The organism is Tsuneonella rigui (assembly GCF_003958625.1).
GTDB lineage: Bacteria > Pseudomonadota > Alphaproteobacteria > Sphingomonadales > Sphingomonadaceae > Tsuneonella > Tsuneonella rigui.
On record NZ_RSEL01000013.1, the window covers coordinates 289,235 to 310,282 of the forward strand.

Annotated in this window: 17 protein-coding genes, 1 tRNA gene and 1 pseudogene; 10 read left to right on the plus strand and 9 right to left on the minus strand. The window is 67.3% G+C overall.

Annotated elements, in window-relative coordinates:
• The first annotated feature begins 2 nt into the window (after positions 1-2).
• Both ELY12_RS05910 and ELY12_RS05915 read left to right on the plus strand, forming a co-directional pair.
• Positions 3-512 (plus strand): 2'-5' RNA ligase family protein, encoded by a 510-nt coding sequence (locus tag ELY12_RS05910; protein WP_126175762.1) that lies wholly within the window; start codon positions 3-5, stop codon positions 510-512.
• Positions 513-574: 62 nt separating this feature from the next.
• Positions 575-651: transfer RNA gene (locus tag ELY12_RS05915), tRNA-Met, on the plus strand.
• A gap of 18 nt (positions 652-669) precedes the next feature.
• Here the strand turns inward: ELY12_RS05915 and ribB are convergent.
• Positions 670-1,959 carry a 3,4-dihydroxy-2-butanone-4-phosphate synthase gene (gene ribB / locus ELY12_RS05920; protein WP_126175763.1) on the minus strand — a complete coding sequence of 430 codons (1,290 nt, stop codon included), beginning with the start codon at positions 1,957-1,959 and terminating at the stop codon, positions 670-672.
• Between the two features lie 203 nt (positions 1,960-2,162).
• Here ribB and cysD point away from each other — a divergent pair, with 203 nt between their 5' ends.
• The 3 genes from cysD (at position 2,163) to ELY12_RS05935 (ending at position 5,842) form a co-directional block, all read left to right on the plus strand.
• Positions 2,163-3,065, plus strand: coding sequence for a sulfate adenylyltransferase subunit CysD (gene cysD, locus ELY12_RS05925; RefSeq protein ID WP_126175764.1), 903 nt, complete (start codon positions 2,163-2,165; stop codon positions 3,063-3,065).
• Positions 3,066-3,194: 129 nt separating this feature from the next.
• Positions 3,195-5,108, plus strand: coding sequence for a sulfate adenylyltransferase subunit CysN (gene cysN / locus ELY12_RS05930; protein ID WP_126175765.1), 1,914 nt, complete (start codon positions 3,195-3,197; stop codon positions 5,106-5,108).
• Positions 5,105-5,842, plus strand: a complete 738-nt coding sequence (locus tag ELY12_RS05935) for a 3'(2'),5'-bisphosphate nucleotidase CysQ (protein ID WP_126175766.1) — start codon at positions 5,105-5,107, stop codon at positions 5,840-5,842. Before cysN ends, ELY12_RS05935 begins: the two co-directional genes overlap by 4 nt.
• Here the strand turns inward: ELY12_RS05935 and ELY12_RS05940 are convergent, their stop codons facing one another.
• The gene (locus ELY12_RS05940) at positions 5,843-6,940 is read right to left on the minus strand and encodes a YeiH family protein (protein WP_126175767.1); all 1,098 of its coding nucleotides are present in this window, start codon (positions 6,938-6,940) and stop codon (positions 5,843-5,845) included.
• 65 nt (positions 6,941-7,005) lie between these two features.
• Here ELY12_RS05940 and ELY12_RS05945 point away from each other — a divergent pair, with 65 nt between their 5' ends.
• Together ELY12_RS05945 and ELY12_RS05950 are read left to right on the plus strand one after the other, a co-directional pair.
• Positions 7,006-8,475 carry a glycerol-3-phosphate dehydrogenase gene (locus ELY12_RS05945; protein WP_126175768.1) on the plus strand — a complete coding sequence of 490 codons (1,470 nt, stop codon included), beginning with the start codon at positions 7,006-7,008 and terminating at the stop codon, positions 8,473-8,475.
• Positions 8,472-9,044, plus strand: a complete 573-nt coding sequence (locus tag ELY12_RS05950) for an NADPH-dependent FMN reductase (RefSeq protein WP_126175769.1) — start codon at positions 8,472-8,474, stop codon at positions 9,042-9,044. Before ELY12_RS05945 ends, ELY12_RS05950 begins: the two co-directional genes overlap by 4 nt.
• On the opposite strand, the gene ELY12_RS05955 is transcribed toward ELY12_RS05950, so the two are convergent.
• Positions 9,041-9,397 (minus strand): DUF6285 domain-containing protein, encoded by a 357-nt coding sequence (locus ELY12_RS05955; RefSeq protein WP_126175770.1) that lies wholly within the window; start codon positions 9,395-9,397, stop codon positions 9,041-9,043. The genes ELY12_RS05950 and ELY12_RS05955 overlap by 4 nt on opposite strands.
• Positions 9,387-10,403 carry a phosphotransferase family protein gene (locus ELY12_RS05960; RefSeq protein ID WP_126175771.1) on the minus strand — a complete coding sequence of 339 codons (1,017 nt, stop codon included), beginning with the start codon at positions 10,401-10,403 and terminating at the stop codon, positions 9,387-9,389. Before ELY12_RS05960 ends, ELY12_RS05955 begins: the two co-directional genes overlap by 11 nt.
• Before the next feature lie 56 nt (positions 10,404-10,459).
• Here ELY12_RS05960 and kynU point away from each other — a divergent pair, with 56 nt between their 5' ends.
• The 3 genes from kynU to ELY12_RS05975 all read left to right on the plus strand — a co-directional run bounded on the left by kynU (position 10,460) and on the right by ELY12_RS05975 (position 13,861).
• On the plus strand, positions 10,460-11,683 hold the full coding sequence (kynU, locus tag ELY12_RS05965) for a kynureninase (protein WP_126175772.1): 1,224 nt from the start codon (positions 10,460-10,462) through the stop codon (positions 11,681-11,683).
• Positions 11,684-11,747: 64 nt separating this feature from the next.
• Entirely contained in the window at positions 11,748-13,034 is a 1,287-nt protein-coding gene (locus ELY12_RS05970; protein WP_126175773.1) for an acyl-CoA dehydrogenase family protein, read from the plus strand.
• Positions 13,031-13,861 carry an alpha/beta hydrolase gene (locus ELY12_RS05975; protein WP_126175774.1) on the plus strand — a complete coding sequence of 277 codons (831 nt, stop codon included), beginning with the start codon at positions 13,031-13,033 and terminating at the stop codon, positions 13,859-13,861. Before ELY12_RS05970 ends, ELY12_RS05975 begins: the two co-directional genes overlap by 4 nt.
• 165 nt (positions 13,862-14,026) lie before the next feature.
• Here the strand turns inward: ELY12_RS05975 and ELY12_RS05980 are convergent, their stop codons facing one another.
• The 5 genes and pseudogenes from ELY12_RS05980 to ELY12_RS05995 form a co-directional block, all read right to left on the minus strand.
• On the minus strand, positions 14,027-14,479 hold the full coding sequence (locus tag ELY12_RS05980) for a class I adenylate-forming enzyme family protein (RefSeq protein ID WP_338142050.1): 453 nt from the start codon (positions 14,477-14,479) through the stop codon (positions 14,027-14,029).
• A 21-nt stretch (positions 14,480-14,500) separates the two neighbouring features.
• Positions 14,501-14,707: pseudogene (locus ELY12_RS14630) on the minus strand (AMP-binding protein); the annotation flags it as partial.
• Positions 14,708-15,495: 788 nt separating this feature from the next.
• Positions 15,496-17,448 (minus strand): acetate--CoA ligase, encoded by a 1,953-nt coding sequence (gene acs / locus ELY12_RS05985; RefSeq protein ID WP_126175776.1) that lies wholly within the window; start codon positions 17,446-17,448, stop codon positions 15,496-15,498.
• A 34-nt stretch (positions 17,449-17,482) separates the two neighbouring features.
• A complete protein-coding gene (locus tag ELY12_RS05990; protein ID WP_126175777.1) occupies positions 17,483-19,006 on the minus strand; it encodes an acetyl-CoA acetyltransferase in 1,524 nt (507 codons plus the stop codon).
• Positions 19,006-21,045, minus strand: coding sequence for a 3-hydroxyacyl-CoA dehydrogenase NAD-binding domain-containing protein (locus ELY12_RS05995; RefSeq protein WP_126175778.1), 2,040 nt, complete (start codon positions 21,043-21,045; stop codon positions 19,006-19,008). The genes ELY12_RS05990 and ELY12_RS05995 overlap by 1 nt, the downstream gene beginning before the upstream one ends.
• Positions 21,046-21,048: the final 3 nt, after the last annotated feature.

Consider the following 21,048-nt stretch of genomic DNA (forward strand, 5'->3'; position numbering starts at 1 on the left):
TCGTGCGCGATCTCGCGCCGCTGATCGTCACCGCCGAACTGCCCGAGGCGCTGCAATCGCGCGCCGATCAACTGCGCCGCGAGCATTTCCCGCCCGAGCGCAATTACCTCAATGCGCACGTCACGCTCTTTCATGCGGTTCCAGCGCCTTACGAGGACGAGTTGAAAGACGTTCTCGCGGCAGAGGCGCGCGCCAAGCCGGTGCCGGCGCGGCTCGAAGGCGTGATGTCGCTCGGCGGGGGCGCCGCGCTCAAGCTGTCCAGCCCGGCCATGCTCGAACTCCGAGAGCGCATCGCCGATCGCTTCCACGGCCTGCTCACCGTACAGGACCAGCAGGCGCCGCGCCTTCACGTGACCGTGCAGAACAAGGTCTCAAGCACGAAAGCCAAGGCACTTCAGGCGCACCTTGCAGCGGCGATCGAGCCGCGCGATTTCGCCTTCGCGGGCCTTGCGCTGCACCGCTATCGCGGCGGGCCGTGGGAGCTCGTGAAACGGTGGTCATTCCGCGGTTGACCGCATGGGGCACCGCCCCTAAATGCGCCGCCTGTCCGGGCCACCGCCCGGCCTGCCCCTGGGGCGGAGTAGCTCAGCTGGTTAGAGCAGCGGAATCATAATCCGCGTGTCGGGGGTTCAAGTCCCTCCTCCGCTACCATTCCCGAATCCAAGCGCCTCAATCGATCGGCCGCTCGCCGACGATCGACAAGCCGTAGCCCTCCAGCGCCGCGAGCGCGTGATGGGTGTTGGTCAGCAGGACCATCTCGCGGATCCCGAGTTCGGCGAGGATCTGCGCGCCGCCGCCGTAGTCACGCTGGACGGGCGTCTCGTCTCCGTCATCCGTCTTCGGCTCGCCGCCGGCCGCCTGCATGGCGCGGCTGACATAATCGGGGCTGGGCCGGTTGAGCAGCACGAGCACGCCTGAGCCCTCCTCGCCGATGATCTCCATCGCCCGGCGGACCAGCGAATCGCGCTCGCCCGTCTCGCCGAACACGTCGGGGAAGACCGACAGCATGTGCATGCGCACCAGCGTGGGCTTGGCCGGATCGATCGCGCCTTTGACCAGCGCCATCGTCTCCTCGCCGGTCGCCCGGTTGTGGAACGCGATCGCGGTCCACGCGCCGCCCCACCGGCTGGTGAAGGCCCGCTGTCCGCGCCGCTCGATCATGTGATCGTGTTCGCGGCGATAGGAAATAAGATCGCGGATCGTGCCGATCTTGAGGTCGTGCTGGCGGGCGAAACGGACGAGGTCGTCCATCCGGCTCATCGAGCCGTCGTCGTTCATGATCTCGCAGATCACGCCCGAAGCATTGAGGCCCGCGAGGCGCGAGATATCGACCGCCGCTTCGGTATGACCCGCGCGCACCAGTACGCCTCCGTCGCGCGCGACCAGCGGGAAGACATGCCCGGGCGTGACGATGTCGTCCGAGCCCTTCGCGGCGTCGATCGCCACCGCGATGGTGCGCGCACGGTCGGCGGCGGAAATGCCGGTGGTCACACCCTCGCGTGCCTCGATCGAAGTGGTGAAGGCGGTCGAGTGGCGCGTGCGATTGCGCGCACTCATCGGACCGAGCCCAAGCTGGTCGACGCGCTGCTTGGCAAGCGCCAGGCAGATCAGCCCGCGGCCATGCGTGGCCATGAAGTTGATCGCCTGCGGCGTCGCCATTTGCGCCGGGATGACGAGGTCGCCCTCGTTCTCGCGGTCCTCGTCATCGACCAGAATGAACATGCGCCCGTTGCGTGCTTCCTCGATGATCGCTTCGATCCCGACGATCACCGGCCGCTCGTCGTTGTCGCTCAGGAAGCGGTCGAGCTTGTCGAGGGTATCGGCGGTCGGGTTCCAGCTCGGCTTGGTGCAATCGCGCAGCGAGTTGGCGTGGAGGCCGGCCGCGCGCGCGAGCGCCGTGCGCGACATGCCACCTTGTTCGACGAGTGCGCGGACGCGCGTGATCACTGATGTATCCATGGCGACTCGATTAGCACATCGGGCCGCACATCCAAACATTGAAATGTGATGTTTCTGCAGATCAGTGTGGGGAAGTGCTGCTTCGCGGGGTCGAAGAAAGCTTGGAAAGCAGCATGCCGCATCGCTCGCTACATGCCCGTCCACAACAGGTTTGCGCGCCCGATAGGCATCGTGGATACCGTCCCGGTGCAGTTTGAGAGACGATTTTGACCCTGACTCACCTCCAGCGCCTCGAGGCCGAGGCCATCCACATTATGCGCGAAGTGGTTGCTGAAGCGGAGCGCCCGGTCATGCTCTATTCGGTCGGCAAGGACAGCGCGGTGATGCTGCACCTGGCGCGCAAGGCGTTCTATCCTGCGCCCCCGCCATTCCCGCTGCTCCACGTCGACACCACCTGGAAGTTCAAGGACATGTACGCGCTGCGTGACCGCATGGCGCGCGATTCCGGGATGGAGCTGCTGGTGTGGCAGAACCCCGAAGCCAAGGCGCGCGGGATCAACCCCTTCGACCACGGCCCGCTACACACCGACATGTGGAAGACCGAAGGGCTGAAGCAGGCGCTCGACCACTACGTCTTCGACGCGGCCTTCGGCGGCGCGCGGCGCGACGAAGAGAAGTCTCGTGCAAAGGAAAGAGTATTCTCTTTCCGCACCGCCAGCCACGGGTGGGACCCCAAGAACCAGCGGCCCGAGCTGTGGAACCTCTACAACGCGCGCAAGGCCAAGGGCGAGAGCATCCGGGTGTTCCCGATCTCGAACTGGACCGAGCTCGACGTGTGGCAATACATCCAGCTCGAAGGAATCGACATCGTCCCGCTCTACCTCGCCGCTCCGCGCCCGACCGTGGAGCGCGACGGGCTGCTGCTGATGGTGGACGACGAGCGCTTCCCATTGCGCGAGGGCGAGACGCCGGTGATGCGCTCGGTCCGCTTCCGAACCCTCGGTTGTTATCCGCTGACCGGCGCGGTCGAGAGCGAAGCCGCAACCTTGAGCGAGGTGATCCAGGAGACGCTGCTCACCACCACCTCCGAACGCCAGGGCCGCGCGATCGACAAGGACGCCGGCGGTGCGGGGATGGAAGTGAAGAAGCAGCAGGGGTACTTTTGACGTGCCACGGAATGCGAAGCGTTCCGCAACGTCAACCCCGGGCTTGACCCGGGGTCGTGCTGCCTTCGAACTCGACGGAAACAAAAAGCCTGGCCCCGGATCAAGTCCGGGGCGACGAGAGTGGGTGCGATGAATTCCGAGCCGATCTACCAGACCGACGCGCTGATCGCCGAGGATATCGAGGCCTACCTCGCGCAGCACCAGCACAAGACGATGCTGCGCTTCATCACCTGCGGCAGTGTCGACGACGGCAAGTCCACCCTGATCGGGCGGCTGCTCTACGACAGCAAGATGATCTTCGAAGATCAGCTTGCCGCGCTGGAAAGCGACAGCAAGCGCGTCGGCACGCAAGGGCAGGAGATCGATTTCGCGCTGCTGGTCGACGGCCTCGCCGCAGAGCGCGAGCAGGGCATCACGATCGACGTCGCCTACCGCTTTTTCTCGACCGAGAAACGCAAGTTCATCGTCGCCGACTGCCCGGGGCACGAGCAGTACACCCGCAACATGGTCACCGGCGCGAGCACCGCCGACCTGGCGGTGATCCTGGTCGATGCGCGCAAGGGCGTGCTGGTTCAGACCCGGCGGCACAGCTACCTGTGCCACCTGCTCGGTATCAAGAACGTAGTGCTGGCGGTGAACAAGATGGACCTCGTCGGGTATGACCGGGCCACCTACGACACGATCGTCGCCGACTATGCCGCGTTCGCCCGGAGCATCGGCATCGAGAGCTTCACCGCGATCCCGATCTCAGGCTTCAAGGGCGACAACATCACTGCTGCGCCCTCCGCGAGTACGCCGTGGTACGACGGGCCCAGCCTGGTCGAGCACCTCGAAAGCGTCGAGGTGCTGAGCGGCGTCGATGCCGGCAAGCCGTTCCGCATGCCGGTGCAATGGGTCAACCGGCCCAACCTCGACTTCCGCGGTTTCGCCGGCCAGATCGCGACCGGCAGCGTGAAGTCGGGCGACGCGGTACGCGTGCTGCCTTCGGGCAAGACCACTACCATCGCCCGCATTGTGACGCTCGACGGCGACCTAAACGAGGCGGTCGCCGGCCAGTCGGTCACGCTCACCTTCGCCGACGAGATAGACTGCAGCCGCGGCGACGTGATCGCGGTCGCGGACGATCCGCCGCAGGTCGCCGACCAGTTCGAAAGCACGCTGGTGTGGATGGCCGACGAGGCGCTGATCCCGGGCCGCGGCTACTGGCTCAAGCTCGCCACCCAGACCGTCTCGGCGACCATCGCCGAGCCCAAGTACGAGATCGACGTCAACAGCCTCGAACATCTCGCGGCCAAGACGCTGGAATTGAACCAGATTGGGGTTGCCGAGCTGACGACCGACAAGCCGGTGGTGTTCGAGCCTTACGCCGACAACCGCACGCTCGGCGGCTTCATCCTGATCGACAAGATCACCAACGCGACGGTGGCAGCGGGCATGCTGCACTTCAGCCTACGCCGCAGCCAGAACGTGCACTGGCAGCCGACCGACGTATCCCGCCAGCACCACGCCGCGCTCAAGAACCAGGCGCCGCGGGTGCTGTGGTTCACCGGCCTCAGCGGGTCGGGCAAGTCGACCATCGCCAACGAGGTCGAAAAGCGCCTCGCGCTGATGAACCGGCACACCTTCCTGCTCGACGGCGACAACGTCCGCCACGGGCTCAACAAGGACCTGGGCTTCACCGAGGCCGACCGGATCGAGAACATCCGCCGGGTGGGCGAAGTCGCGCGGCTGATGGCCGACGCGGGTCTCATCGTCCTCACCGCGTTCATCAGCCCCTTCCGCGCCGAGCGGGACATGGTGCGTGCGATGCTGCCCGAGGGCGAGTTCGTGGAGATCTTCGTCGACACCCCGCTCGAGGTGGCCGAAGCACGCGATGTGAAAGGGCTCTACAAGAAGGCTAGAAGCGGGGAGCTCAAGAACTTCACCGGCATCGACAGTCCCTACGAACCGCCAGAGCGGCCCGACATCGTCGTCAACACCGTCGAGATGACGCCGGAGCAGGCGGCGCAGCACATAATCGACAAGCTGTTGCCGCTGAAATGAACGACCACGAACTCGCCGCGCATCTCGCCGAGGAGGCGGGGCGTATCCTGCTTCAGGTGCGCGACAGTCGCAAGCATCATGGCAAGGAGCTCGGCCGCACGGGCGATGCCGAAGCCAACGCCCTGTTGGTCGCCGCATTGCGCGAGCTCCGGGCTCACGATGGCCTGCTGTCGGAAGAGGAGAAGGACAGTCCGGCCCGCCTGGGCAAAGAGCGCACATGGATCGTCGATCCCCTCGACGGCACGCGCGAATACGGCGAGGAGCGGAGCGACTGGGCGGTGCACGTCGCGCTGTCGGTCGCGGGCTATCCAGCGGTTGGTGCGGTGGCGCTGCCCGCGCTCGGGCTGGTGCTGCGCACCGATCGGCCGCAGGCTCTAGCCCCCGTCCGCTCGCCGCCGCGCATGGTCGTCAGCCGCACCCGGCCCGCGCGCGAGGCTCAACTGGTTGCAGAAGCAGTAGGCGCAGAACTCGTCCCGATGGGCAGCGCCGGGGCCAAGGCGATGGCCGTGGTGCGCGGCGAGGCCGAAATCTACCTGCACACCGGCGGGCAATACGAATGGGATAGCTGCGCACCCGCCGCGGTCGCGCTCGCGCATGGCCTTCACGTCAGCAGGGTCGATGGCTCGCCGCTCGAATACAACCAGCCCAATCCCTACATGGCGGACCTGCTGATCTGCCGGCAGGAATGGGCGGAGCGCGTGCTCGGTCTCGTCGCGTCGATCAGCGCGGCCTGATCAGACCAGGACCAGCACGAACCCCAGCGCAGCCGCGAAGCTGGCGAGGGTGGCGGCGATGACCGGTACGGTGGAGCGCCAGCCCATCTGCATCAGCAGGTCCATCCGGCTGCGCATCGCGGTTGCGGTGACCGCCAACAGCAACAGCCCCTTCGAAGCGGTAAGCGCGCCCGCGGTTAACTGCGCGGGCATGACCGTGAGCGAATTGAGCGTCACCACCCCCAGGAATGCGACAATGAACCACGGCGGCGCGAGACGGCGGAACCACGGGCGACCCGTACCGCCGCCGCTGCCGATCCACACGCTGACCAGCGCCACCAGCGGCGCGAGCAGCGCGACCCGCGAGAGTTTCACGACTGTCGCATAACTGCCTGCGCTGTCAGAGAACGCATAACCGCCGCCGATCGCCTGCGCGACGTCGTGAATGGAGGCGCCGATCAGGAACCCCGCCTGCCGGTCGTCCAACCCCAACAGCGCGGCGAGCGGCGGATAGAGCGACATCGCCAACGCACTTGCGAGCGATACTCCGACCAGGGTGAGCGCGAACTGCGCCTGGCTGAGCCGCTCCTTGCCGATCACGCCGTACAGCGCGAGCGCCGCACTCGCACCGCAGATCGCCGTCGCGCCGCCGGCGAGGATGCCGGCGTAGCGGGACTGCCCCGCCACGCGCGCTCCGGCGATTCCGGCGACAAACGTCACGGCCATGACGACCACCAGCGCTCCGAACGGCGCCGCGCCGAGCGAACCGATCTGGCCAAACGTCACCTGCAGCCCGAGCAGCACGATACCCCAGCGCAGGAAGGTCCGCGAGGCGAAGTCGAGTCCGCTATGCGTGGTCGGCTCGCGCGCCACGAAATTGAGCGACAGCCCGACCAGCAGGCCGAGCAGGATGATCGGGAAGCCGTAATGCTCAGCCAGCCAGGCCGCTGCCGCTGCCGCCACGGCGCAGGCTATCAGCCCCGGGAACAGCGTGTGCGCGGGCGCGGGAGTCGTAACCGCCTGCGCTTCCTGGTCGGCCAGGTACATCTCGCCGAACAGGTCGCCGCCATAGGGCAGGGTGTCCCAGTCGATCGGCGAGGAGGCGTTCTTCGCAGTCATCGTCGCTTTCCCTTCCCGCGCCGGCCATTACCGTGCATGCGAACGAGGGGCGAGCGCAAGGAACGATGGCGGCTATCGACAGCTCAGAGTTCGATGTCGCGGTGATCGGCGGCGGGGTGAACGGCGCCGGGATCGCGCGCGATCTGTCGGGCCGCGGTGTACGCGTGCTGCTGCTCGAGGCGGGCGATCTCGCGAGCGGGACCTCCTCGGCGTCCAGCAAGCTGATCCACGGCGGCTTGCGCTATCTCGAGCACTACGAGTTCGGCCTGGTGCGCGAGGCGCTCGGCGAGCGCGAGCGGCTGTGGGCCATCGCGCCGCACATCATTTGGCCGATGCGGTTCGTGTTGCCCTATGTCAGCGGCCTGCGCCCGCGCTGGCTGCTGCGGCTGGGCTTGTTCCTCTACGACCACATCGGCGCGCGGCGAAAGCTGCCCGCGACCGAGACCATCCGGCTCGGCCAGCACCCATCGGGCGCGCCGCTTAAGCCCGAATTTACCCACGGTTTCGTCTATTCGGATTGCTGGGTCGACGATGCACGGCTGGTGGTGCTCAACGCGCGCGACGCGGCCGATCGCGGGGCCGAGGTGCGCACGCGGTGTCCAGTCGAGCGGATCGAGCGCGCGGCAAGCGGTTGGCGGATCGCGACGCCGCAGGGCGAGTACAATGCCCGCGCCATCGTCAATGCGGCCGGTCCTGCCGTGCTCAAGGTGCTCGGCACGGCGCACGAGGATAGCGACAGCGGCATCCGCCTGGTGCGCGGCTCGCACATCGTGGTGCCGAAGCTATTCGACCACCCCTATCCTTACTTCTTTCAGCTTCCCGATGGGCGCATCTTCTTCGCGATCCCGTACGAGCGCGACTTTACCCTGATCGGCACCACGGACCGCGACCATCCGCACGGCGCGTCGATCGAAGCGAGCGCGGAGGAGATCGAATACCTTTGCGAGGGGGCAAGCCGCTTTTTCCGCCAGCCGGTGCGGCCTGAGGACGTGGTGTGGTCCTACGCAGGCGTGCGGCCGCTGGTCGCCGATGGCTCGGGCAAGCCCGAGGCGGCGACGCGCGGCTATCGATTCGAGCTATCGGACGAGAGCGAAGGCGCGCCGATCCTCAGCGTTTTCGGCGGCAAGATCACTACTTATCGGCACCTCGCTGAGGAGGCGGTCGAACTCCTCGCCACTCGGTTGCCGGAGCTCGGCGGTCCGGGGTGGACCGCGAGTGCGCCGCTGCCGGGCGGGGATTTCCCGCTCGACGGCCAGCCAGCGCTGGTCGCAGAGCTGATGGCACGACATCCATTCCTTCGCCCCGAATGGGCTGACCGCTTGGTCAAGGCCTACGGCACGCTGGCGGCCGAGATCGTGGGCGGCGAGCATCTCGGTCACGGCCTGACCGCCGGTGAAGTCCGCCATCTGATCCAGCGCGAATGGGCCGTTACCACCGACGACATCCTGTGGCGGCGGACCAAGCTGGGCTTGCGTTTCTCGGCCGATCAGCGACAGGCGCTGGAACACTTTCTCGCGCAGGAGCAGCCCGTTTGACCCCCCGCATCGTCGCCATCGGCGGCACGGTTTCGCCCGGCAGCGCGACCGAACTCGCGCTCAAGGCAGCGATTGCTTCCGCCGAGGCCGAGGGCGCGGCGGTGACGCTGTTCGACGGGAGCTACCTCGCTGGTCTGCCGCATTATCGGGGACCCGGGCACACGCTCGAGCATGGCGCGGAGATGGTCGAGGCGGTGCGCAATGCGGACGGACTGTTGATCTCCGCGCCCGGGTATCACGGCACGGTGTCGGGCTTGGTCAAGAACGCGCTCGATTATCTGGAAGACCTCGCGAACGACGCCCGGCCATATCTCGACGGGCGTGCGGTAGGCCTGATTGCGACGGCCTATGGCGACCAGGCGACGGTCAACACGATGCAGACGCTGCGCACGGTGGTGCACGCCTTGCGCGGCTGGCCGACCCCTCTCGGCGCGACGATCCGGGTCGGGCCGGACATGTTCGCGCATGACGGGGAGCGGCTCGACGAACGCTCGCGCGGGCAGCTGGAATTGGTCGCTAAGCAGGTTGTCGACGGGGCGCGCAGCCTCGCCTCGCTCGGCGGAGACTAAGCGCCCTCGCGCCAGGCTTTGAACGCGGGGTAGGCGGGCTGGTCGATCTCCAGCTTGGCCACCGTCGTCAGGATCAGATGCTCGACGAGTTGCGGAGCTTCGACCGCGATCGACCCTTTACGGATGGCCGACGCTAGGGCGGCGTTGAGCGTCGTCAGGTCGCCGTCCTGATCGAGCAATTCCCGCAGGCGCGCGTGCTCGGCCTCGGCTAACGCCGGCCCCGTCTCGAGCTGCCGCTGCGCGATGCCGAGCGCGTTGGCGACCACTTTTTGCGGGAAGCCGGCGGCTACGCCCGCGTCGAGCGCGCGGCGAGCTTCGGCGATGAGGAGAGAGGGGGCGGGTCTATCGAACATTCCACGCCTCGTGGTCCGGCGCGAGCAAGCGCATAAGGTCGAATTCGGTCTCCGACGCGCGGCGGGCGATGACCCCGGCCTCGATCGAGCGGCTGCTCTCGACGAAGGCTTCTGCCACCCCGGCGCACATGACGCCCCAGTTCATCGTCTGGAACACCTCCCACGCGTGGAGCTCGGCGCGGTCAACCGGCGCGCCGCCGGCACTCTCGTAACCGGCAAGCAGATCCTCGCGCGTGCCGAACCCGCCGACCGGCAGCTCAGGCCGCTGGAAGCGCCAGCTCGTCACGCACAGCCACGCGAGGTCGTAGACCGGCGGGCCGACATGGGCGAGCTCCCAGTCGAGCACCGCGCGGATGCCGTCGGGCCCGACCATCACGTTGCCGTTACGAAAGTCGCCGTGGAGGAGGACGCGGGTTCGCTCCTCGGGCAGGTTGTCCTTGAGCCATCGTAGCGCGAGTTCGAACACCGGGCGGTCGTGACCGGTCGCGCGGTGGCGCTCCTCCAGCGCGGCCAGTTCTTCCCGCGCGCCGATGCGGCGCAGGCCGAGGTCTTCGTATCCGCTCGCGCCGTGGAGCCGGGCGAGGATTTCACCGCAGTGCCTGGCCATACCGGCGCGTGCCTCGGCCAGTTCAGGCAGCTTGAGCACGCGGCCGCCGACCGTTTCGCCGACGATCCGCGCCATCGCGTAACCGTCGCCTGCGGGCGATCCCGGCGGGAGCTCGAACGCGACCGAGGGGACCGGCACGCCAACGCTGTCCGCCAGCCGGACCAGCGCCGCTTCGGCGGCGACGCTCGGTAGGCCCTGCGAAGAAAAGCGACGTCCGGCATGTTGCCGGCGGAGCACGAGCGGGGTCGCAGCGCCGTCTTCACCAACGAGGTCGAACGCCCACATTTCCTTGCTCGCGCCGCCCGACAACAGACGCAGGCCGTCGACCGCCGCGGCGGCAAGGCCGGCTTCGCGGGCGGCGTCGCGGAGGGCGTTCGCCAGTTCTTCGGTATCTCCCATCGCCCGGCACCGTGCGCGATTTGCGCTGGGCTGGCAAACGCTTCTATGCCCCGGTGATGACGCCCCAAGAGCTCGACGCCGCCGATGCGCTGGCCCATTTCCGCGATCGTTTCGCGCTGCCGGAAGGGTTGATCTATCTCGACGGTAACTCTCTGGGAGCATTGCCAAAAGCGGCCGAGGCGCGGGTGCTGGAGACGGTCCGGAGCGAGTGGGGTGGGGGGTTGATCACCTCGTGGAACAAGGCGGACTGGGTCGGGATGCCGCAGCGGATCGGGGACAAGATCGGGCGGCTGATCGGGGCGCGGCCGGGCGAAGTGGTCGCGTGCGATTCGACTTCGATCAATGTTTTCAAGGCGTTGACGGCGGCGATCGCCTTGCAGCCGGGCCGGAACGTGATCCTGTCGGAGAGCGGCAACTTCCCGACCGACATCTACATCATGCAGGGAATCGAGGCGCTGACCGGCCGCGAAGTCCGCGCACAAATGGTTCAACCTGACGAGGTCGAGGGCGCGATCGACGATAGCGTCGCGGCCGTAATGCTGACTCAGGTGCACTACAAGACCGGCAAGATGCGCGACATGGCGCGGGTCACCGAGTTGGCGCAAGACCATGGCGCGCTGATGATCTGGGACCTCAGCCATAGTGCGGGAGCGATCCCGGTCGACTTGGCTGCCGCCAATGCCGATTTCGCGGTCGGGTGCGGGTACAAGTATTTGAACGGCGGACCGGGGGCTCCGGGCTTCCTGTATGTCGCCGAGCGGCATCAGAATGCGGTCACCCCGGCGTTGACCGGGTGGTTCGGCCATGCTGCGCCGTTTGCTTTCGAGGATTGTTACGAGCCGGCTCCGGGGATTGCGCGGTTCCTCATCGGCACGCCCCCGGTGCTGGGGATGGCGGCGCTGGAGGTGGGGGTCGACCTGTTTCTCGAGGCCGACATGGCGGCGGTACGGGCCAAGTCGATCTCGCTATCGCAGCTTTTCAGCGAGCGGATGGCGCCGCTCGCCGAGCGGTGGGGCTTCGCGCTCGCCAGCCCGGCCGATCCGACCGAGCGGGGGAGCCAGGTCTCGTATCGCCACCCCGAGGGGTACGCGATCATGCAGGCGCTGATCGCGCGGGGAGTGATCGGCGATTTCCGCGCGCCCGATATCCTGCGCTTCGGGTTCACCCCGCTCTACACCACCCACGCCGAGGTCGCCGCCGCGGCCGGCCACATCGATGCCGTCATGGCGGCGCGCGAATGGGACCGGCCGGAATACAAAGTGCGCAGCGCCGTCACTTGACGCTTGCGTAAACCCGTCCGCCCGATAGGTTTCCTCTCAGGACGGATAACTGGGAGAGACGGCGATGGACTTTGCGATTCCGCAGGAGCTGGAAGACTACTACGCCGAGCTCATCGCCTTCATCGAGGCGGAGATCGAACCGCTGGTCGCCGCCGACGACAACATCCGCTTCTTCGACCACCGCCGCGAGGATGCGCGCACCGATTGGGAGCGCGAGGGGCTGCCCAACCACGAGTGGGAGCAACTGCTCGGCAAGGCCCGCCGCGCGGCGGATGCGGCCGGCCACTGGCGCTTCTCGGCGCCCAAGAAGTACGGCGGCAAGGACGGCTCCAACCTGTGGATGGCGGTGATCCGCGAACGCTTCGCGCGGCGCGGGCTGGGCCTCCACAACGACCTCCAGAACGAGCACTCGATCGTCGGCAACTTCCCGTTCGTGGCGATGTTCGAAACCTTCGGCACCGAGGAGCAGAAGGACGAATTCATCCTTGGCGGGTTCGAGGGCAAGCGCCGGGTCGCCTTCGGGCTGACCGAGCCGCACCACGGCTCCGACGCCACCTGGATGGAAACCAAGGCCGTCCGCGAAACCCGCGACGGGGTCCCCGGCTGGCGCATCGACGGCGAGAAGATGTGGATCACTGGAATGCACGTCGCCACCCACTGCGCGACCTTCTGCCGCACCAGCGGCGAGCCGGGCGATGCGCGCGGGATCACCTGCCTGCTCGTTCCCAACCCCACCGAGGGGCTGAAGATCGAGGAGTGGATGTGGACCTTCAACATGCCCACCGATCACCCACGCCTCAGCTTCACCAACGTGTGGGTGCCCGAGCGCGCGATGCTGGGGCAGGAGGGCCGCGGCCTCGCGCTGGCGCAGAGCTTCGTCCACCAGAACCGCATCCGCCAGGCCGCGAGCAGCCTCGGCGCCGCGCTCCACTGCATCGACGAGAGCGTGAAGTATGCGAGGGCGCGCAAGCCATTCGGCGAGGAGCTGGCGCGCAACCAGGCGATCCAGTTCCCGCTGGTTGAATTGAAGACGCAGTGCGAGATGTTGCGCCTGCTGATCTACAAGACCGCGTGGGAGATGGACAACATGCCGCACGAGGAGATCGAGAAGACGATCTCCGACAAGGTCAGCATGTGCAATTACTGGGCGAACCGGCTGGTGTGCGAGGCGGCCGACCGGGCGATGCAGGTGCACGGCGGCATCGGCTATTCGCGGCACAAGCCGTTCGAGCACATCTTCCGCCACCACCGCCGCTACCGCATCACCGAAGGCGCGGAAGAGATCCAGATGCGCAAGGTGGGCGCGTACCTGTTCGGCTACCTGGGCCCCAACCGGGGCAAGTTCGGATGAAGCACACCTTCTGGCACCTGGCCGGCCACGGCGGGGTCAAGCTGTTCGCGCAAGGCTGGCTGCCCGAGGGCGAACCGCGCGACGTGATCGTTATCGCGCACGGTTATGCCGAGCACGGCGGGCGCTACGGCAACCTTGTAGAACGACTGGTGCCGCAAGGATACGCGATCTACGCCATCGATCACCGCGGCCACGGCCAGTCCGGCGGCAAGCGCGCGCTGGTCGACCGGATGGACTGGGTGATCGAGGACTTCCACAAGTTCGTCGCCGAAGTGCGCGCGCGGCATGGTGGGCAGAAGATAAAGCTGCTCGGCCACTCGATGGGCGGCAACGTCGCCTTCGGCTATGCCTTGCGCTGGCCGGACGACCTCTCGGGCCTGATCCTCTCCGGCCCGCTGATCGGCGGCAGCGCACCGGCGGCGCAGCGGCTGGCGGTCAAGCTGCTTTCCGCCATCGCGCCCACGCTAGGTACCGTCGACTTGCCTCCGGGGGCCGTGAGCCGCGATCCGCAAGTGGTCGACGATTATCTCAACGATATCCTTGTCACCATCGGCAAAGTCCCCGCCCGCACCGCGCACGAACTGTTCGCTCCGCTGCCGGGCTACCTCAAGCGCGCGCCGGAGATGAAGGTGCCGGTCCTGATCCAGCACGGCGAGGCCGACGCGCTCGTCCCGCTCGCCGGCGCCCGCCCGACGATCGACGCCATCGGCGCGAGCGACAAGACCGTGATCATCTACCCCGGTCTGTTCCACGAGATCTACAACGAGCCGGAGAAGGACGCGGTGATCGGCGACCTGGCGCGGTGGCTTGAGGCGCACCCGGCCTAGCTCATCCGTCGGCCCGGGCTTGACCCGGGCCAGTGCTTCTTTCTCAGCGCTCCGGCCAGAAGGAAGCACCACCCCGGGTCAAGCCCGGGGCGACGGTTAAACGGGCGTCGTGTCGCGGTTTCTCCGAGCTTCGCGACACGCATAGATGCGCGCCAAAATGGTCCGTCAATCCCGGCCAAGCTCGGTGCTTCTAGCGCGCTCACGCAGGACGTTGCGGTCGATCTTGCCCATGGCGTTGCGCGGCAGCTCGTCCAGCAGCACCCAACTGATCTTTTCAGCGACGAGCAGCGGCACCTTCATCGCATCGGTGAACGCCGCTTCGCTGAACGCGCCGCCCGCGACGACCGCGATCCAGCAGCGCTCCCACCCGTCCTCGTCCTGCACCGAGAATGCCGCGGCTTCGACCACGCCCGGGGCCCGCTCCGCGGCCGCTTCGACCCACGCCGGCAGGACCTTCTGCCCGCGCAGGTTCAAGAGGTCGTCGGCCCGGCCTTCGAGAGTGAGGAGGCCATCCGGGTCGAGCCGGCCGATGTCTCCCGAAATGAACCAGCCATCCTGGAATGCCTCCGACTTCCCGCGCAGGTATCCCTTGGCCACCCGGTCGCTACGGATTCGCACGTGGCCCAGCTCTCCCGAGGCCACGGGAACGCCATGCTCGTCGACGATTTGTACGGTCACGCCGGGTAAGACATACCCCGCCGCGGCGGACGATCGCTCGATCAGCGCCGGCGAGGCAATCGCCACCGCCCCGCATTCCGAGGCCCCGTACACGCTGCGAAAATCGTGCGTGAGCACGGCTTGAGTTCGGGCGAGCAGCTTGCGGGGAACCGGCCCGCCGCCGGTCACGGCCCGCAGGGGCTGCGGCGGATGATCGTCTGCCAGTCCCCTCGATGAACTGCCCAAGCTGGCCCGGCGTCATCGCGATCAGCCCGGGCTTCATCGCCAACACCTGATCGGCATGGTGCAGCGGGTCAGCGACCATCATGACGGCATTGCCAATCGCCCAGCACCCGAGAGTGAGGACAAAGCCCAGGATTGTGTGTGTCCCCGTCGCCATGAACCAGGGGCCCGGCGGCGTGCCGTATGCAATGGGGACGTTGCGGATGCTGGCCTCGATCATTTGCCAGCTCAATGCGATGCGCTTCTCCTCGCCGGTCGTGCCCGATGACAGGAGAATTCGGCCGAGCTCATCCGGCGGGATGGCCCGTGAAGTCAACTCCGGTACGGGGCCCGAGAGCATGGCGGCGACCTGCTGCTGGTCGACCAGGACCGCGGGATTCTCCTCAGCCCGTTGCGACACACGCAGCGGGCATTCGCGATCGACCCCCGGCGATGACGGAAACCCGAGCCGGGCGAGGGCGAGCATCACCACCCAGTTGAGGTAGAAATCCTCGATCGCCACCGAGACGGGGCGATCGGGCCCGCCATCGAGCGATTGCAGGAAGCCCGCGGTGCGGGTCACATCGGCATCGAGCCTGGCAAAGCTGATCGGACCCGATGGAAGGACGATCGCCGGGGCATCCGGCCGCAGGTGCGCGTGGTGGCGGACGTAGACGTCGAACATCGCTTCCCCCTTGCGAGGTATTCTCTGCCCAATCTCCGTGCGCGTAAATGCGCCCGCGCGCGCTGCGTGACTACCGGTTGAGGCGCCCTTCGATCAGCGTCTCCACCACGCTCGGATCGGCCAGCGTCGAAACATCCCCCAGCGCGCTCACCTCGTTCTCGGCGATCTTGCGCAGGATGCGGCGCATGATCTTGCCTGAGCGGGTCTTGGGCAGGGCGGGGGTGAAGTGGATGTGGTCGGGGCTGGCGATCGGGCCGATCTCGCTGCGGACCTGCTGGCGCAGCTCGGCGGCGAGGGCGTCGGAGGGCTCCTCGCCGGCGTTCAAGGTGACGTAGCAGTAGATGCCCTGGCCCTTGATATCGTGCGGGTATCCGACCACCGCGGCTTCGGCGACCTTGTCGTGCAGCACCAGCGCGCTTTCGACTTCGGCGGTGCCCAGCCGGTGGCCGGAGACGTTGATGACGTCGTCCACCCGGCCGGTGATCCAGTAGTAGCCATCGGCGTCGCGGCGGCAGCCGTCGCCGGTGAAGTACTTGCCGCGGTAGGTGGTGAAGTAGGTCTCGGCGAAGCGCTGGTGATCGCCATAGATTGTCCGCGCCTGGCCGGGCCATGAGCGGACCAGGCACAGGTTGCCGCTCGCCGCCCCCTCCAGCACCTCGCCGTCGGCATCGACCAGCTGCGGGCACACGCCGAAGAACGGCTTGCCTGCGCTGCCCGGCTTCATGTCGTGCGCGGCGGGAAGCGTGGTGATCATCACCCCGCCGGTTTCGGTCTGCCACCAAGTGTCGACCACCGGCAGCGCGCCCTTGCCGACGGTGTCGGAATACCAGCGCCACGCTTCGGGATTGATCGGCTCGCCGACGGTGCCGAGCAGGCGGAGCGAGGAGAGGTCATGCCGCTCAACCGGCTCCTTTCCCTCGCGCATCAGCGCGCGGATCGCGGTGGGGGCGGTGTAGAAGATGCTGACCTTGTGCTTGGCGACGGTCGCCCAGAAGCGGTCGTGGTCGGGCCAGTTGGGCACGCCTTCGAACATCAACGCGGTCGCGCCGTTCTGTAAGGGGCCATAGACGACATAGCTGTGGCCGGTGACCCAGCCGATGTCGGCGGTGCACCAGAACACCTCGCCCGCGCGGTAGTCGAAAGTGTAGCGGAAGGTGGTCTCGGTCCACACCGCGTAGCCGCCGGTGGTGTGGAGCAGGCCCTTGGGCTTGCCGGTCGAGCCCGAGGTGTAGAGGATGAATAGCGGGTCTTCGGCGTTCATCGGCTCGCACGGGCAGTCGGCGGGGACGTCTTTCGAGAGTTCGTGGTACCAGTGATCGCGGCCCTCGGTCATCTCCACCCCGCCGCCGGTGTGGCGTGTCACCAGCACCGCCTTGACCGATACCTTCTTCAGCGCCGCATCGACGTTGGCCTTGAGCGGCACGGTCTTGCCGCCGCGCAGGCCCTCGTCGGCGCAGACGATCCAATCGCTTGCGCAGTCGTCGATCCGGCCGGCGATCGCTTCCGGGCTGAAGCCGCCGAAGATCACCGAGTGCACCGCCCCGATGCGCGCGCAGGCGAGCATGGCGAAAGCGCCCTCGGGCACCATCGGCATGTAGATGGTGACACGGTCGCCCTTGGCGACGCCCATTTTCTTGAGCGTGTTCGCCATGCGGATCACTTCGGCCTGGAGCTCGGCGTAGGTGATGCGGCGGATCTCGCCGTCGGGATCGTCAGGTTCGAAGATCAGCGCGAGGCGGTCGCCCTGGCCGGCGGCGACGTGGCGGTCGACCGCGTTGTGGCAGATGTTGAGCTTGCCGTCCGCGAACCACTTGATCGCGACCGGATCGAAGCTCCAGTCGCCTGCCTTGGTTGGGGCCCCAGCCCAGTCGAGCCGCTGCGCCTGTTCGAGCCAGAACCCGTCGCTGTCGTCGATACTCCGGCGGTACATCGCGGCGTACTGCTCCGGCGTGCAGTTGGTGCCGTCGGCGGTGGAGGCGGGGCGGCGCACCCATTCGTCGTGATGCGCGGCGGCGTCGGTCATGTGGCTCTCCCAGGCTTTGGGTCAGCCTAGCGGCTCAGCCAGCGAGTGTGAACGCGTTGCGTTCTCCGTCATTCGAAAGCGCCACTTGGCGGCCGAGCGGATCGTCTGCTTCCATCGCCGCGAGCGTAGCCGGATCGTCGCTCCGGGCGATGAACCGGCGGCCGTCGGACAGGCGGCCGATGGCGACCGCATAGGTCGGGCCCCCGCGGCCGTGGACGACGGTGTAAGTTTCGATCGTGCCGCTGCCTTCAACGAGGTCAGCGAGTTCGGGCGGGGCGGGGCGGTGCTGGACGGCCTCGCTCCAGCCGGCGAATTGCGCGGGTGCGGTCGAAAGGACCAGCGCGGCGTACTTGCTCTGGAAGCCGCCATTCGCGCCGACGAGGCCGAAGGCGCCGGGCCGTTCGCGCAGGCGTTCGACGGTGCTGGCGATGGCGTGGCTGGAATAGCCGTTGCCCGCACCGCCGAAGTAGGGAAGCCCTCCGGTCACGGTCAGCCCGCGCGGGTCGTCCTGGCTGAGGCCGAGGTGGTCGATGGCGGTCGAGTACACCGCGATCGGGAAGCACGAGTAGAAGTCGAGCACCTCGACCTCGCCGATACTCTTGCCCGCCGCGCCCAGCGCCGCGCCCAGCGCCGCGTCGAGTGCGGCTTCGGCGGCGGGGTATGCGCCCAGGTCGGCGCGTTCAAGGATGTCGGGCTCGGCGGACGCCGATGCGCCGTGGATGTAGACCCAGCGGTCCTCCGGGATACCGGCCTCGCGCGCCGCGGCGGCGGACATTACCAGCATCGCGGCGCCCATGTTGACCTGATCGCGGGCGACCACCTTCAGCGGGAAGGGGTCGGCGATCATCCGGTTTTTCGGCGTGATCGTGGCGATGGCTCCGGCCGAGAGCGGCTCGCCCGCCGCGCTGGAGTAGGGGTTCTGCGCCGCCACCGCGCTGAACGGGGCGAACAGCTCGCCCATCGCCGCGCGGTAGTCCTCGCGGCTCATGCCGAGGCGCGCGCGGCGGGCGTTCTCCAGCAACGCGTAGGCGATCGGCGCGCTGACGATGCCGTGGACGATGCCCTGCTTGGTGAGCATTCGTGCCGAGCCGCGATCCTCGATCTCGCCCTCGTCGTGCTCGGCCCAGTCGCGGGCCTCTCCCTGCGATGACAGGTGGCGGGCGTTCGAGATCGCTTCCGCACCGAACACCATGCCTGCCGCGATCTCGCCGCGCGCCACCCGCTCGGCCATTTCCACCAGCGCGGTAACCGGCGACTGGCCGCCGACCGCTTCGAGGATCGCCTGCTTGGGCTTCAGGCCCGCTCGCCGCGCGACTGCGAGCGGAAACTTGTCCGGCTTGCCGAACGGGGAGGGCGCCGCGCCGGAATCCTCGAACGTGCGGATTGCGGAGACCACCTCGATCGAAGGCTTCAGGTCGCGTGCCGCGCCGGCATCCGCGATCGCCCGCTCGGCCGCCCAGGCCGCGAGATCGGCAGCAGAGCGGCCCTGCCACTCCGCCTCGCCGATCCGCTCGACGACCTGGCCGACGCCGACAATGACCGGCGTTGACGGGTTCATCAGCGGTTGAACTTCTCGCCCGCGTCGGCCTTGCGGCGCAGCAAGTCGCTCACCGGAAGGTCATGCTTTTCAAGGCCTTCGACCACGGTCTTGAGACCGATCGTGTCGGCCCAGAACATCGGCCCGCCGGTGTAGAGCGGCCAGCCGTAGCCGTTGATCCACACCACATCGATGTCGCTCGCGCGCTGGGCCATCTTCTCGTCGAGGATTTTCGCGCCCTCGTTGACCATCGGATAGAGCAGCCGCTCGCGAATCTCGTCCTTCGAGATTTCGCGTTGCGGCTTGCCTTCCTTGGCGGCGAAATCGGCGATGATCTGCTTGGTCTCGTCCGACGGGGTTCGGTTGCGCGCCTCGTCGTAGTCGTAATAGCCCTTGCCGGCCTTCTGGCCGAAGCGGCCCCTGGCACACAGCGCGTCGCGGATCGTCTCGATCCGGCTCGGATCGCGATGCCAGCCGATGTCGGTGCCGGCGAGGTCGCCCATCTGGAACGGGCCCATCGGGAAACCGAATTCGAGCAGGACATCGTCGATGTCCCAATAGTTCGCGCCTTCCATGATCAGCGCATTGGCCTGCTGCTGGCGAGGGCTGAGCATACGGTTGCCGATAAAGCCCGGACACACGCCCGAAACAGCGGCAACCTTGCCGATGGTCTTGGCGAGCTTCATGCAGGTTGCCAGCACATCGTCGCGCGTTTCCTTCCCGCGCACGATCTCAAGCAATTTCATCACGTTGGCGGGTGAAAAGAAGTGTAGTCCGAGGACGTAACCGGGCCGCTTGGTCGCGGTCGCGATCTCGTCGATGTTGAGATAGCTGGTGTTCGATGCCAGGATTGCGCCCTGCTTCACCACTTCATCGAGCTTGGCGAAGACCTGCTTCTTGACGTCCATGTTCTCGTACACCGCCTCGATCACGAGGTCGCAGTCCGCGAGTTCATCGTAGTTCAGCGTCGGCGAAAGCAGGCCCATCGCCTTCTCGACCGCCTCGTCGGTCATGCGGCCGCGCTTGGCGGTGTTCTCGTAATTGCGGCGCATAGTCTTGGTGCCGCGGTCGAGCGCGTCCTGCTGCATCTCCAGGATCGTCACCGCGATTCCGGCGCTCAGGAAATTCATCGCGATGCCGCCGCCCATCGTGCCCGCACCGATGATGCCGACCTTGTTAATCGGAATCAGCGGGGTGTCGGCGGGCACGTCGTCGATCTTGTTCGCGGCGCGCTCGGCGAAGAAGTAGTGGCGCATCGCTGCCGACTGGGTGCCGGTCATGAGCTTCATGAACAGCTCGCGCTCCTTCTTCACGCCCTCGGCGTAAGGGAGCTCGCCAGCCGCCTTGACCGCCTCGATCGCGGCGTTGGGCGCGTCGAAGCCGCGAATCTTGCGCGCCTGGCTGCGGCGGAAGTCGTCGAAGATCGCCGGATTGCGCACCCCATCCTCGTTCTTCGTGCCTTCCGAAGCGCGCGGTACCGGCTGGTCGATCTTGCTCCGCGCGAAAGCGACCGCATCGGCTTCGAGGTTGTCTTCGCTGACGATCGCATCGACGAGGCCGATGCTTTCCGCCTTCTTCGCCGAGATCGGGTCGCCGCCGACAACCAGCGGCAGTGCCGCTTCGGCGCCGACCAGCCGCGGCATGCGTTGCGTACCAGCGGCTCCAGGAATGAGGCCGAGCTTGACCTCGGGCAGTCCGAGCTTCGCGCTCGGCACCGCCACCCGGTAGTGGCAGGCCAGCGCGACCTCGCATCCGCCGCCGAGCGCGGTGCCGTGGATTGCGGCGACCACCGGCTTGTCGCTCGCTTCCATCGCGTCGAGCGTTTCGGGCAAGCTGGGACCTTGCGGGGGCTTGCCGAACTCGGTGATGTCCGCGCCGGCGAAGAACGTGCGCCCGTCGCAGCGGATGACGATCGCCTTCACCGCGTCGTCGGCCAGCCCAGCGGCGATCTCGCGCTGGAGGCCGGCGCGCACCGCCTGGCCGAGCGCGTTGACCGGCGGGTTGTTCGAAACGACGACAAGCACTTCGCCGTCGCGGTGGGACGAAATCGGATCGGTCATTGG

What these genes read in the sequence shown, in the direction of transcription:
- ribB (WP_126175763.1), bottom strand. Translation starts at nt 1,959, where the DNA reads ATGGATACATCAGTGATCACGCGCGTCCGCGCACTCGTCGAACAAGGT.
- cysN (WP_126175765.1), top strand. Translation starts at nt 3,195, where the DNA reads ATGAATTCCGAGCCGATCTACCAGACCGACGCGCTGATCGCCGAGGAT.
- ELY12_RS05935 (WP_126175766.1), top strand. Translation starts at nt 5,105, where the DNA reads ATGAACGACCACGAACTCGCCGCGCATCTCGCCGAGGAGGCGGGGCGT.
- ELY12_RS05940 (WP_126175767.1), bottom strand. Translation starts at nt 6,940, where the DNA reads ATGACTGCGAAGAACGCCTCCTCGCCGATCGACTGGGACACCCTGCCC.
- ELY12_RS05945 (WP_126175768.1), top strand. Translation starts at nt 7,006, where the DNA reads ATGGCGGCTATCGACAGCTCAGAGTTCGATGTCGCGGTGATCGGCGGC.
- ELY12_RS05955 (WP_126175770.1), bottom strand. Translation starts at nt 9,397, where the DNA reads ATGTTCGATAGACCCGCCCCCTCTCTCCTCATCGCCGAAGCTCGCCGC.
- ELY12_RS05960 (WP_126175771.1), bottom strand. Translation starts at nt 10,403, where the DNA reads ATGGGAGATACCGAAGAACTGGCGAACGCCCTCCGCGACGCCGCCCGC.
- kynU (WP_126175772.1), top strand. Translation starts at nt 10,460, where the DNA reads ATGACGCCCCAAGAGCTCGACGCCGCCGATGCGCTGGCCCATTTCCGC.
- ELY12_RS05970 (WP_126175773.1), top strand. Translation starts at nt 11,748, where the DNA reads ATGGACTTTGCGATTCCGCAGGAGCTGGAAGACTACTACGCCGAGCTC.
- ELY12_RS05975 (WP_126175774.1), top strand. Translation starts at nt 13,031, where the DNA reads ATGAAGCACACCTTCTGGCACCTGGCCGGCCACGGCGGGGTCAAGCTG.
- acs (WP_126175776.1), bottom strand. Translation starts at nt 17,448, where the DNA reads ATGACCGACGCCGCCGCGCATCACGACGAATGGGTGCGCCGCCCCGCC.
- ELY12_RS05990 (WP_126175777.1), bottom strand. Translation starts at nt 19,006, where the DNA reads ATGAACCCGTCAACGCCGGTCATTGTCGGCGTCGGCCAGGTCGTCGAG.
- ELY12_RS05995 (WP_126175778.1), bottom strand. Translation starts at nt 21,045, where the DNA reads ATGACCGATCCGATTTCGTCCCACCGCGACGGCGAAGTGCTTGTCGTC.